We start from the raw sequence: 13,358 nt of genomic DNA on the forward strand, positions 1-13,358 counted from the left end.
AACGCCGCAAGGTCGCTTGACATCTGGGCATCTGCTTTAACTTGACACCAATGGCATCTTGCCCGCCTTTGCATACGGGCACTCGTGTCGCCCACCCCACAAGATTGGGTAATTTATTTTTTGGAAGTTCCTAACCGAAAAGTATTGCCCTAGGTTGGGGAGCCACCGCTGTGGATGGGTTAGGCAATTAAGTTAAAACCTTGACATTAACATTAATGTCAAGGTTTAGCGTGAGAGAGTCCTTGTTAATTCACCTCTCATGCTCTACCCCCAACGTTTCGGCCAATTCACCAGAGAACACGCAGATACCGTAGCAGCCCTTTTGTGTGGCTTATTGCTATTTTTCGGATGGTTCGCCTTGCATCTCGGATGGTTGGGATTGGCGTTCCTGCTGCTACCGGCTGCTTATGTAATTGGTGGTTACGAAAGTGCGCGAGAAGGATTAACTACTCTCTTCAAAGAAAAAGAACTCGATGTAGATTTGCTGATGATTGTCGCAGCGATTGGTGCTGCTAGTCTCGGCTTATGGCGAAGAGAATATCATCTAATTATTGATGGAGCAATTTTGATTCTCATCTTTGCCATCAGTGGCGCACTAGAAGGCTATGCTATGCAGCGCACTGAGCGGAGTATCCGCAGTTTGATGAGTCTGACACCAGATACAGCAAGGGTTTTGCATCAGGGTAGAGAAGAGGAAGTTGCTATCAGTCAGTTAAAAGTGGGTGATGAGATTGTCGTCAAACCCGGAGAGTTAATTCCTACTGATGGAATAATTTTATCTGGTTACAGCACCCTCAATCAAGCTGCAATTACAGGCGAGTCTTTACCTGTAGAGAAAACAGTGGGCGAAGAAGTATTTGCCGGCACACTCAACGGCTATGGTGCATTGCAAATTAAGGTACACAAACCAGCCCAAAGCAGTTTGATTCAGCGTGTGATTCGCCTGGTAGAACAAGCGCAGACAGAAGCCCCACCTTCCCAAGAGTTTATTGATCGCTTTGAGAAAGGATATGCCAAAGTCATTGTAGTAGCCGGGATATTACTGGCAACTTTACCGCCATTCCTCTGGGGTTGGGATTGGGAAACAACAATTTATCGCGCCCTTACCTTCCTAGTGGTGGCTTCTCCCTGTGCGCTGATGGCTGCAATTATGCCCACCCTACTTTCGGGAATCGCCAATGGTGCAAGACAGGGGATTTTGTTTAAGAATGGGGCGCAGTTGGAGAAGATTGGCAAAGTCCGAGCGATCGCATTTGATAAAACTGGTACTCTAACAACAGGGCAGGTGCAGGTATTTCAGGTAATTTCAGTTAGTGAATACACTAAAGATGATGTCCTAAAAGTGGCTGCTAGTGTCGAATCATCTTCCGAACATCCCATCGGCAAGGCAATTGTACAGGCGGCTGGTGATTTAGATTGGGTTGGCGCAATCCAAGTGCAAGCCATACCTGGACAGGGAATTGTGGGAATTGCCCAAGAAGAACAGGTAATTGTGGGGAACGCCATTTTTGTCCAACAGTATGTGACAAATTTACCTGAAGAATTGCGAGAAATAGTTCAATCTTGGGAACAAGAAGGTAAAACTGTGGTTTGGGTAGCACAGGGAAACAGAGAAGCAGAGGTGATTGGTGTAATTGCGATCGCAGATGAAGTAAGATCGCAAGCAGCTGCAACTATTACCCGGTTAAAGAAATTGGGAGTTGAACAAATTGTCATGTTAACCGGGGATAATCAGGAAACTGCTCACAGTGTCGCCAAAGCAGTAGGAATTGATCGGGTATATGCTCAACTTTTACCAGAAGATAAGCTCGATGTTATCCGCCGTCTACAGCAACAATATCAAACTGTGGCAATGGTAGGCGATGGAATCAATGATGCACCAGCTTTAGCCCAAGCATCTGTAGGTATAGCGATGGGAGTATCTGGTAGTGATGTGGCATTGGAAACCGCAGATATAGTACTGATGGCAGACAGGTTAGAAAAAATTGCTGTAGCGATACATTTAGGTAGGCGATCGCAACTCATAGTAAAACAAAATGTAGTCGTAGCGTTGGGTTTCATTATGTTGCTTTTAGTCGGCAACTTTCTGGGAAATATTAACCTACCCATCGGCGTTATTGGCCATGAAGGTTCTACAGTGTTAGTTACCCTCAGTGGTCTGAGATTGCTGAGGTAAAATTAATTTTGATGGGCTACGAGATCCCCGACTTCTTCAAGAAGTCGGGGATCTGACCACCGCTAACACCTCAGAACTAATGCGATGAACCAGTAGTAGAGCAAGGTAATGGCTTTTGCTGACTGATAAGTGCGATCGCTATTTTCAACCAATCAATATAAGTCTGTTCTCTTCGGATTACCAACTCCAGCACAAGCCTTTGCATCACCTGCTCACGGTTGGCAGACTCATCACTGAGTAATGGCAAATTGATCGTTTCACATTCAGCAAGTTTTTTGCTTCGAGCCGCCAATTGTTGCTCCAGTAGGTGAATAATGGTTTCATTTGACAACTGATCTGCAAAATGCAACTGGACTAGCATTGGCTCTCGTAAAGTCGGCAAGGGCTGATGAATCCCAAGCCATTGGGCGAATTCGGCTTTCCCAGGTTCCGTCACACTGTAGACTTTGCGGTTGGGGCGATCGTGCTGAATCTCAATCGTACAGGTAATCCAGCCTTGCTCAACTAGCTTATCGAGAGTTCTGTAAATTTGTGCCTGGTCTGCTGGCCACAAATGGGCAATGCATTGATCAAAGCAGCTCGTTTTGAGGTCGTAGCCCGTCATTTCTTGCTGCTGAAGAAGACCTAGAATTACGTATGCTAGCGACATTAAGACGGTTTTCCCATAATTGATATTTTCTCGATAGGTTCTACACTATGTACTTCTTATAAGTTTATGCTAATATATGATTAATCAGATATAAGATATAACGACTATAAAAATATATGTTGATCGTAATGCTTCTTAGCAAGGAAACCAAATATATAAACTGAGGTTGGGCAGATGGCAAATGGTGCTGTTTGCACAAGACGGTGAGAAAGTAGCGATGTATCTTGAGTGCCGCTCTTGTTGGTTCAACCTCTCGTAAAGAAGAGAAAGCAAGCAGAAGTTATGATAAGAGCTGCAAGTCTTCTAGTGAGTGTCTACGCCACTATTGGAGATGCTACTCATCGCTAGCGTATCACTTCACGAAGTAATTGTTCGGTATAGTCTACTCGCGATTAATACTGACGCAGAAATTATTTAAGCCATCAAAGACTATTGTAACGAGAGGATGGGTAACATTGACTTCTAACACACTTTCACAAAGAATACGTCAACATCAATATCTGCGTGATTTACGAAACAAATTACTCTACCTTCACAAGATGTTGCTAGAGACAGAACGTATTGCCTACGAACAGGTTAGTGGACGAGTATCAAACGGAGAACTTCTTCAGCTCGTCATCGCTCATGAACAATTTGCTTGGCTACATCGTATTTCTGAAGTGGTTGTGCAAGTTGATGAAATGCTCGAAGCAGATGAACCGATATCGCTGGACGATTTCCAAAAGTTGATTACTGATGTCCGCACACTGATTGTACCGTTAGAGACGGGCAATACCTTCGAGAGAAAGTATTACAATGCTCTCCAGCGCGAACCTGCGGCTATATTAGCACATGCGGAGATATCCAGATTTCTCACGTCTAAGGTGTGAAAATAAGGCATTTTCAAGCGATTCGATCGCTTATCAAAGCTACCATTTTTTACCCATAGGACTTACGCAAAAATAATTGAAAAGCCTATTATTCCGTAGCGGTAATTCATAAATTACCGCTACTTCCGACGTATTTTGCGTAAGTCCTAAAAAAGTAAAAATTATACTCAGCACGGGCTAAACGCCCCGCTACCGCTAACAGCACTCATGAACCAACTGCTACCAAAGGCTGAGATATTTCAGCTTTGTGCCATACAGATTGCCCTGTCAGCAGTTCTACAACATCCATCCCATTCCCAATTACACCTGGTACACTCGGATACCCAGCACTTGCCCCTACTAAAAACAGGTTAGATAATTCTGTAGTATATCCCAGACGATTTAAACCAACCTGTTTAGGTATTAATTTCGCGCCGTAAATATTACCCTGCGGTTGTCCCAGATAAAATTCGCTGGTGGTAGGTGTGCCGTAAACTTTCATCCGGGCGTAGTTGTCTACATCTGGAATTAACTCTCGTACACTTGTCATGATCTGCTGATAAACTTCCCGCTTTTTGACTTTATACTCTTTTGGGTCAGTTTTGTGTAGATGTTCAAATGGTTCATAAGAACAGACAGTAGCAATCTCTAAAACGTGATGTCCCTCTGGCCCCACCCCTGGTTCACTGGATTTCATCGTCGGACAAGAGAGGAAAATCCACGGATGACTGAAGTCACCTGCCAATTGTCGTTGATATTCTCTGTTTAGGTCGCCTGTGGGATAATACCAAATATTCCAGTTACCGATGCCGTAGCGTTGGGGATCGAAGCGACTATCTAAACCCAGGTAAATATTGAAAGCACTGGCTGAGTATTCGTAACGAGTGAGGCGTTGATGCTCTTTTTGACTCAATGCTTGAGAATCATGCATCAACTCCACTGTTAATTTCGGGTCGAGGTCGCTAATATAAGCTTTGCTGGCGCGATAGCTGATACCATCGGCAAGGATGCTATGAACAGCGTGGTTACTAACTTGAATATGGCTTACCGACGTTAAGTATTTGATGACACCTCCACCTGTGGTAATTACATCTGCAATGATGTTAACAAAGTGTTTAAAGTGATGTTTTGGATAATAAGCACCTTCTGAGTAGTCCCAAACAAGGGAAGTGTGCGTGAGTAGGGCAATTTCTTGGGGTGGTAGTGCATAGTCGCCACTTTGTCCCGCCAGTACTGCTTGCAGTTTAGGCGATAACCCGACATGGTTATACAAATCTTGTAGAGTCCAACTCCGCTTCCAAAATAAATTAAAATATTTTGGTAACTTCAACCAGTCAGACAACTTCTGATCAAACCAGTGTACCTCCTGCACTAGGTTGCGAATTTCTTGGTGGAGTTGCTGAATTTCATTGCAGTAACGGTTAATAGCACTAGCTTCTTCGGGAAATGTGGAGAGTAAACGCGATCGCAAATTCTCCCATCCCAAGGGAATTTTAAAATCTGCCTCTGGTGTGATGACTCGATCAATGCAGTCAGGATCGAGGCTATTAAAGGGTATATCTTGGTGAATATAGTCAAGAAATTGGGCTATAGTCTGACCAGAACCACATTGAGAGATGTAATGCACATCAGCACAAAAACTATATTCCCCATAATCAAAGGTGTGACAACATCCACCAGGTAAATAATGTTGTTCTAAAACTGCTACCCGATAACCTTGTCGAGTTAAACAGGCTGCGGCCGAAAGTCCGCCTAGTCCGGCTCCCAGAATTACATAATCGAAGATTTCCATATCAGTCTCCTTTGGCAATCTTGATTTCTCTTGATTTCGGTGTTATGGATTTATTTCACCATTTTTTTACTAGTAAAAAGACCAAATTACTCAGCGGTTATTTACCTAGCTTTGTAGTTTTCAGTAAATGAAAATCAGGTAGAAGAAACATTCAGAGAAGGTGTAAGGTTTTTTATCGTTGATAGTAGTCATTGCACCATCATCGAATATTTTGATATTTAGCTGCGGTAAATGTTCGCTAAATAACTAGCTAACATTTAGATGCCCTGAAGAATGTTGAACAAAAGGCAAGGAGCAGGGGAATAGAACAGAAAAGGGATTCGACCTATTCCTGTTCGAGAACCACTGGTGGAGAAGTGGGGGACTCAGACCCATGTTCCGAAGAAGCCTCACAGATATTGGTTGGGGTCATTTTCCCCCGCTCCCTGCCTCTTCGTTGAACTGTTCACTGATTTAAAGTAACCACAAAATTTAGCTGCAAATAACCGTGAAAACTTGCAGATTAGTAGGCGATAATTTAAGAGTCTGAGCTTTTTTCTTCATCCTTTATGTATTCAGATTATCGAAACTATAAAAAAATGTTTGACAACATTTGCTTTTCTTCATAAAAACTGACTAAATTATGAATTAGCTAAAACTATACAGGAGAGCAGAGAGGCAGGGGAGCAGAGGAATAAGGGACTTCCAACTAAAAAAATATCCCATCGCTTTGGCAAGCAGGGGGCGCAGGGGAAGCAGGGGAGGAAGAATCTAATGATCATCTTCGCTCCAAAATTGAATAATTTAATTTCTGGAAGTCTCTAATAACTCCTAACTCCTAACTCCTAAGTAATTATTAATGACTAATGATCCATTTACACCACTTATAGGACAACAGCAAGGTATAGAATTACTGACTCAGGCTGTTAGACAAAACCGGGTTGCTCCAGCCTACCTATTTGTGGGGCCAGATGGTGTAGGAAGAAGTTTAGCAGCCAGATGCTTTGTGGAATTGCTATTTTCTAGTGAAATGGGAGTCACTGCGTCTTTACAAAACCGTTTGCGTCAGGGGAACCATCCAGCTTTGTTGTGGGTGCAACCAACGTACCAACACCAGGGACAACGATTAACAGCAGCAGAAGCAGCCGAGAAAGGACTGAAGCGTAAAGCACCACCTGTAATTCGGCTAGAGCAAATTCGGGAAATTACTGAGTTTTTAGGTCGTCCGCCTTTGGAAGCGCCGAGGAATGTAGTAGTGCTGGAGGAGGCTCAAACAATGGCAGAAGCCGCAGCGAACGCTTTACTCAAAACCTTGGAAGAACCGGGACAGGCGACATTAATTTTAATTGCACCTACACCTGAGTCTGTATTGCCGACTTTGGTTTCACGCTGTCAACGCATTCCTTTTTATCGTTTAGATGCACAGTCTTTAGCTGTTGTACTTACGCAAACAGGTCATCAAGAAATTTTGCAAAATCAGGCAGTTTTGAGCATAGCATCTGGTAGTGCCGGAACTGCGATCGCATCTTATGAGCAATTACAAACTATTCCCCCGGAATTACTCGAAGATTTGAAAAAAGCGCCTAAATCTTACCGTAACGCCTTGGAGTTAGCCAAGAAAATTGATCAGGATTTAGATACAGAAGCACAATTGTGGTTAGTTGATTATCTTCAGCAGTTTTACTGGCAACAGTGGCATCAGCCTAGTATTATCAATCAGCTAGAACAAGCTCGTAAATACTTACTGGTTTACGCTCAACCAAGGCTAGTTTGGGAATGTCTGCTTTTATCTGTGTATCAAAAATCTGATTCTATTTATACTACTCTTCGCTAAGTGCGATGCCGACAGTGGACACGGCTGGCGGAAAAACTGGAATTGTAAGCCGCCGCCGGATGAAGAGATAGCCAGTAAATCACGAGCAATTAAGAAGCCGATCGCTGCTGGTCAAATTGCAGTGGAATATTTTCCCGCACCAGTTGCCAAAAGTGCTTGATTGGGGGAATTTGCAAACGGTCTTGAGTTGTCACCATAACTACTCGACGAGTCAAACTGGAAACATCTGCTAAACCACTAGTATTATTGCTGGCTAAGGAACGAATCGCCAGGGTAGGGTCAAGACGAGCTTCCAGTAATGCTGATTGAGGTAGCAAAGCTATCAGTTCTCCTTGGCGCACGACTCCCCGAAAGGCATCTAGGGTATTTACCTCTAAAGCCGACTGGAGTGTAGCTTCCATTCGCTCAAATCTATCTTGTATTAAGCGTTGCATCCCATAACCATCTTTAAAAACTACTTGGGGATAACGAATTAGCTCCGACCAAGGGACGAATTCATATTGTGCCAGGGGATGATTAGCTGCGGTTAAAACTTCTATAGGTTCATCGTAAAGTACTTCTACCACCATTTCTCTACTGGTGGTTAAAAAGCGATTATTCATCACAATTGCTAAATCCACTAATCCATCTTTGAGGACTTTCAGAGCGCGATCGCTTCCTAATGAAGTCACTCGCAATTGCACATCTGGATAATCATGACAAAATTTTTGCAACACTGGTGGTAAGTAAGATCCACAAAGCGAGTGAATCACGGCAATGCAAAGTTCTGGTTGCTTTCCGGCGATTAAATCGGCTAATTCTTCTTTAGCTGTCTGCCATTCTTGGCAAATTTTGCGGATGCGGGGTAGTAAAAGTTCACCTCCCAACGTCAATTTCGCATGACTAGTTCTGTGAAATAGTTCTGTCCCCAAATCTGCTTCTAATGCTTGAATTTGGCGACTAATCGTCGATTGGGTAATACCACACGTTCGCGCTGCTTGTTGAAAGCTGCCGGTTTGGGCGATCGCTAAAAAGGCTTGCAACTGCTCTAGGCGCATTTTTATGTAGCCTGAATTACATTTATAGGTTTCATTAAGTTAACGGATTTTTAACCATAATTTAGTAGAGTTTGTTACAGGTCTTTTTCTCTGATTTATATTTAAGTAAATCAGGTTTTACCGCCTTTCTCGTCAATTATTCGCTTTGCAGGGATTTTTTCGGAAAATCTTACCAAAAAAGATTTGACTATTTTCTTATGCAATGTGTAAATCTTTAGATAAGATTTTAAATTCATCACATTATGAGGCTTGAGCAAAACTTTTGAATACTTTAGTCTGTAGAACTTTTGTATTCAAAATACTAATCTTTTTCTTTATGCAGCCCAGTAAACTAGACCAAATTTTAGGACTAGAACTACAACGTCGTCGCACAGAGAAAGGTTGGTCACAGGAGTATCTTGCAGAAATCACAGGTTTGCACAGGACTTATATCAGCCAGCTTGAGCGAGGGCTAAAAAGTCCATCTGTTAGGGTTCTCAGCCATATTACCAAGGCTTTGAGTATGACAATGAGTGAATTTTTACAACCTGTAGAGGAATCCCTGAGTGTTGACGGACAGCGAGATTGAAAGATTAAGTCAAGCCATTATTGCGACTATTGCATCTCCAGTCATAGGGTCGATAGAAGATTATACATGGGAAGCAATTTTTCATTATGTTAAAGATATTCCCCTATCAGACCCCGCTTTGGGACGCAGCAAGCTTCTCTATGATGCTGTTGATTTGGTGACTAAAACTGGTTGGTCACTCAAATCCCTCCAACTGAATAGCTTCAACTTCGGAAGTTCATTTTTGTTTGTCATTCAGAGAGCAGACATTATCAAGAAGTCTATCCAACTGGGTTTTCCTGGTCTAACAGAGCAATCCTCGCCTAATGAGCTTGGAGCAGCAATTATCCAACATTGGAACGAGAAGATTCTTTTGAGTCAGGCAACACAGGGCGTTATAAATAGTTATGAAAGCATATTACTCAAAACTATCAAAGGTTATGAGTATATTTACTGCGAGTTCCCACTCGATCCTCTTGACCCAAATATATTTTCTTGGGCTTGGACGGTAGATAAAATTACTGGGAGATCAGGGGCAGGACTACAAGGAAGCGTTGCAGGCAAAACAGAATTGGTTTGGTACAAAAATCAGAAACAACTTTTCAGAGCTAGAACTATCCCTGCACAAGCAGTTCGCATTACAGTTGACAGAGTTCGTCTTACACTTGATCGATATGTAAAGACAGTTCTCTCTGCTTTGCAAGATCAAATCAATACCCAGGTTTTTGAGGATGAGCCTGAAGAATAGATGAAGCTATGACTTTACCTAGTAATGGAGGTACAGATTCACCAATTTGAGAAGCCATATCAGTATATGTTCCTAAAAAGTGAAAATTATCTGGATAAGAGTGTAATCTTGCTGCTTCGCGTATTGTAATTGTTCTATCTTGAGTAGGATGGAAAAACCTACCAGATCCAGGGTGGAAAACCCATCTCGTAATTGTTCTTGCTGGCTTATCCCAATAAAGTCTCCCGTATGCGCCACTGTAGTGTTTTTTGGGAGCTAATTCACAAGGTAAGTCCCTAGCATCTTGTCCTTCACTAAGTGCGCGTGCTCTCGACAATTGAATTGGAGTCAAAGCACGAGCAACATGATTAACAATTTTCGTGCTTTGATTACGCATCATCGCTTGATATGTAGTTTGTGGAGCATCAGGATAAACTTCAGCGTTATAGTCTTGTCCTGCATCAAGTGGTGGCAAGTCTCCAATTGCATCTTTGACTGTGACAAGGGGAAAAATATTTGCTTCTAACAAATTAAGCTGAGTACAAGACTTCGGAGTTCTATAGTCACTCCTAGTATCACCAAAATGTGTTGCTTCAGGTAAATGAAGGGAATGATCCAAACTAGCTAGAAAAAAAGCTCTGGATCTTGTTTGTGGTATTCCATAATGTGCAGCATTTAATGATGAGGAAACTACTTTATAGCCTAATGATTCAAGCTTTTCTGTTATTTCTTCCCTAATTACGCCATTGTAAGCTTTCAAAATTTCGGGCACGTTCTCCATTACTACGTAAATAGGTCTAAACTCCTCTACGAATTCCAAAAAGGTTCGGTATAGCTGGTTACGGGAATCATTGAGGTTGCGATCGCCAGCAGGAATATTTCTTGAAAATCCCTGACATGGTGGGCCGCCAATTAAGGCTGTTAATTTTTCTCGCTCCAAGCCCAACGCTAATCGTAAGTCACAAGGACTAACTTTACATATATCCTGATGAATGATTTTAGCGTCTGGGTAATTGTGCTTGTACGTTGCCAAAGCTTTTGCATTGACATCGATTGCACATAGACATTCAAAGCCTACCATGTGAAATCCTGTAGTCAAACCACCAGCACCAGCAAATAAATCAATAATCTTGTGTGTCATTATCGAATACTATAGTATTCGCAAAGTGTCGTCAAGCTACTCCCTGACTTCTGCTGCATTTAATCTTGGAAATTTCAGCAATTGCGATCCTTATGTTCTCACCAGCTTGGTAACTTTAACAGAAATGTGGGTTCACTCCCTCTAACTCCCCATCATCTTCAAGAGAAATTACCACTCAGCCAAAGCGATCGCTATTCCTTGTTTTAAATCTGGCGTAATTGCGTCATTATTTGCGAACTGCTGCAATTGTTGATGTACGGCTTCTCCATCCAGATTTTTTAGTGCCGCGATCGCATGTAGTCTCACCGATGCATTAGAATCAGCTAGCAGCGAAATCAATGGTTCAATAGCTTGCATTTCGCCTAACTGCCCTAGAGACAAGGCGATCGCACTTTTGATGTTTACAATCTCTATGTCTGGATGTTGCGTTAGCGTTCCGCAGGAAAGGCATCGCAGTATTTGCAGTAAAATTTCTGTGGCTGGTGTAGTTAACTGCGGTTTTTGCACTCGTCCTAAAACTGTGACAATTTCTTGCCACACTGTTTCTGATGTACTTTGATTCAGTGCTGTTTGCAAATATTCCAAACTCGATAACGTCCCCACCCAACTTAAAGCGCGGATGGTTTCTAATTGCAGCTTTATCGGTGTGTGAGGTGAAATCAGCAAATCAAATAAATGTTTTGCAGCCTCATCACAACCCATGCGAGATAGCGAAACTGCGGCTGCACAACAAACATCAAGATTAAAGTCGTAAAGCTTGGGTTGCAGTCTCGTCACCAAATCTAAGGCTTGGCGTAAGTCGGGGCGAAAACCTAAACCAAGCACTGCTGCACGCCTAACTGTGGCGGCTATATCATCCAAAGCGTTTAACAATACTGGTGGTACACGTTCGTCATGAAAGCTGCTGAGGGCTTCAATTGCGGCGGCGCGGATTGCGGGTTGTGGATCTTGAACTACACTCAACAGTGGTGTGATGGTTTCTATTTGCGGAATACAAGAAAGCGATCGCACTGCAAAAAGCCTTGTATCTTCATCTGATAAAAGTTCAGAGAGTCCAGCGATCGCAACAGTACCCATTTGCCCTAATGCTCTAGCTGCGATCGCTTTAAGTTCTTCATCATCATCACTTTTCAACAATTCAAGCAAAGGTGCGATCGCTTCTGGGTGCTGAAATTCGCCTAGAGTCCGCGCTGCATACCAGCGTAATTCGTCTTCGGCGTCTTCATCTTCTAATATCTCAATCAGTGGTGGGATGGCAATATTTCCCAAATGAGTCAACACTTTGGTAATTTCCCAGCGCTGTTGGAAATCCCCCATCTCTAACATTGAAAGTGCTAATTTCAAAAGATATTCTCGGTTTTTAACTATCTCTAGATGTTCCGAGTTTGCCCCTAAAATTAACTGTTGTAAATATTGAATTAGCAATGACCAATCAGCTGCATCGTATGCTGTCTGGGCTTGCACCAAAAGCTGATTTATATTACTCACCATACCCTGAATTGTGAACTATATGAATACAACAAAAGTACAAATTCGTAAATAAATCGCTGCTTTTAACTGCCCTTATACCAATTTAATGTGAAGTTGCACATATCTTGATCCCCCTAAATCCCCCTTAAAAAGGGGGACTTTGATAGATGTTTTTCCGGTTCCCCCTTTATTAAGGGGGGCTAGGGGGGATCGAATTCTATGCAGCTTCATAAAAAATTGGTATTACTCTACTTTTTATGACATCATCACATAAATTTTGAACAGCGGCTCCATCTCTGATTTAAGCACTAAAGTGCATACTAAAAATTACGAATTACAAATTACGTTAGCGTAGCGGTAGCGAGTATTCGAGCGTCATTACGAATTATTTTAGGTTGGCTTGACTACAACTGAATTACCCTCAATCTTGGCGGCGTAAGTTTTAAGCGCTTCTGTTGCTGGGCCTCTTTGCACTTTACCGTCAATCCCAAATTCCGAACCGTGACAGGGACAGGCGAATTTTTTTGCCTCAGCTTGCCATCCCACAGTACAACCTGAATGAGGACAGGTAGGGTTGACAGCTGTCAGATTTGCAGCAGATGTGCCGACTACCAACACAGGCCCCGCAGGTGAGTTTTTCGCCAGCAATTGACCTGTTTTATCTAATTCTGCCGAAGTTCCTACTGTTTGCCAATCTCCAGATGTTGAAGTTGTTTGAGAAGAACAAGCTGCGATCGCAACAGGTAGAGAACTCCCAATCAAGCCCAAACCTACCCAATTAATAAAATCACGACGTTTCATAGTTGCTGAAATAATATCTAAGTTTTAGTCAATTTTGGATTATTGCTTCGGTCATTTCAAATACCCTTCACTAAGCACTTTGCCTTACTTATTGGTGACTTTGATGCAAAAAAGGCATATTATTTATCCGTTTTCAGCAATTTTACTAAAAAATCGTAACAATTTATACGATTTTAACAGAAATCTCGCTTTAACTTATGAGTATCGAAATTGTTACATGAACATTATCTAAACCTGTTTGACAAATTTCCCAGATGTAAATGACGACAAGTTTTCTTTAACTAACCACGGTTTTGAAGTTTCACGTTGAAATGCTTTTGAGTAACAATAATCAGCCGTAATCAAATATTAAGTTTT

At 42.3% G+C, this 13,358-nt stretch carries 11 protein-coding genes; 5 read left to right on the forward strand and 6 right to left on the reverse strand.

Annotated elements, in window-relative coordinates:
- Positions 1 to 259 precede the first annotated feature (259 nt).
- Positions 260 to 2,176, forward strand: coding sequence for a heavy metal translocating P-type ATPase (locus tag ABF638_RS24245; protein WP_435025487.1), 1,917 nt, complete (start codon positions 260 to 262; stop codon positions 2,174 to 2,176).
- 76 nt (positions 2,177 to 2,252) lie between these two features.
- Here the strand turns inward: ABF638_RS24245 and ABF638_RS24250 are convergent, their stop codons facing one another.
- Positions 2,253 to 2,825, reverse strand: coding sequence for a PadR family transcriptional regulator (locus tag ABF638_RS24250; protein ID WP_435025488.1), 573 nt, complete (start codon positions 2,823 to 2,825; stop codon positions 2,253 to 2,255).
- A gap of 455 nt (positions 2,826 to 3,280) precedes the next feature.
- Between ABF638_RS24250 and ABF638_RS24255 the strand changes: the two genes are divergently transcribed.
- Positions 3,281 to 3,694, forward strand: a complete 414-nt coding sequence (locus ABF638_RS24255; protein WP_176727225.1) for a hypothetical protein — start codon at positions 3,281 to 3,283, stop codon at positions 3,692 to 3,694.
- 205 nt (positions 3,695 to 3,899) lie between these two features.
- On the opposite strand, the gene ABF638_RS24260 is transcribed toward ABF638_RS24255, so the two are convergent.
- Positions 3,900 to 5,465, reverse strand: coding sequence for a phytoene desaturase family protein (locus ABF638_RS24260; RefSeq protein ID WP_435025489.1), 1,566 nt, complete (start codon positions 5,463 to 5,465; stop codon positions 3,900 to 3,902).
- An 838-nt stretch (positions 5,466 to 6,303) separates the two neighbouring features.
- On the opposite strand from ABF638_RS24260, the gene ABF638_RS24265 reads away from it, so the two are divergent.
- The gene (locus ABF638_RS24265; protein WP_435025490.1) at positions 6,304 to 7,278 is read left to right on the forward strand and encodes a DNA polymerase III subunit delta'; all 975 of its coding nucleotides are present in this window, start codon (positions 6,304 to 6,306) and stop codon (positions 7,276 to 7,278) included.
- Between the two features lie 89 nt (positions 7,279 to 7,367).
- Here the strand turns inward: ABF638_RS24265 and ABF638_RS24270 are convergent, their stop codons facing one another.
- Entirely contained in the window at positions 7,368 to 8,315 is a 948-nt protein-coding gene (locus ABF638_RS24270) for a LysR family transcriptional regulator (RefSeq protein ID WP_435025491.1), read from the reverse strand.
- 316 nt (positions 8,316 to 8,631) lie between these two features.
- Here ABF638_RS24270 and ABF638_RS24275 point away from each other — a divergent pair, with 316 nt between their 5' ends.
- Together ABF638_RS24275 and ABF638_RS24280 are read left to right on the forward strand one after the other, a co-directional pair.
- The gene (locus ABF638_RS24275; protein WP_069070186.1) at positions 8,632 to 8,883 is read left to right on the forward strand and encodes a helix-turn-helix domain-containing protein; all 252 of its coding nucleotides are present in this window, start codon (positions 8,632 to 8,634) and stop codon (positions 8,881 to 8,883) included.
- Positions 8,861 to 9,610 carry a hypothetical protein gene (locus ABF638_RS24280; RefSeq protein ID WP_069070187.1) on the forward strand — a complete coding sequence of 250 codons (750 nt, stop codon included), beginning with the start codon at positions 8,861 to 8,863 and terminating at the stop codon, positions 9,608 to 9,610. Before ABF638_RS24275 ends, ABF638_RS24280 begins: the two co-directional genes overlap by 23 nt.
- Here the strand turns inward: ABF638_RS24280 and ABF638_RS24285 are convergent.
- The 3 genes from ABF638_RS24285 to ABF638_RS24295 all read right to left on the reverse strand — a co-directional run bounded on the left by ABF638_RS24285 (position 9,573) and on the right by ABF638_RS24295 (position 13,001).
- Entirely contained in the window at positions 9,573 to 10,730 is a 1,158-nt protein-coding gene (locus ABF638_RS24285) for a DNA cytosine methyltransferase (RefSeq protein WP_069070188.1), read from the reverse strand. The two genes, ABF638_RS24280 and ABF638_RS24285, sit on opposite strands and share 38 nt — an antisense overlap.
- Before the next feature lie 168 nt (positions 10,731 to 10,898).
- Entirely contained in the window at positions 10,899 to 12,221 is a 1,323-nt protein-coding gene (locus ABF638_RS24290; protein WP_435025492.1) for a HEAT repeat domain-containing protein, read from the reverse strand.
- A gap of 369 nt (positions 12,222 to 12,590) precedes the next feature.
- Positions 12,591 to 13,001, reverse strand: coding sequence for a ubiquinol-cytochrome c reductase iron-sulfur subunit (locus ABF638_RS24295; protein WP_435025493.1), 411 nt, complete (start codon positions 12,999 to 13,001; stop codon positions 12,591 to 12,593).
- Positions 13,002 to 13,358 lie beyond the last annotated feature (357 nt).

This window comes from Nostoc sp. CALU 1950 (genome assembly GCF_051172895.1).
Classification (GTDB): domain Bacteria; phylum Cyanobacteriota; class Cyanobacteriia; order Cyanobacteriales; family Nostocaceae; genus Nostoc; species Nostoc edaphicum_A.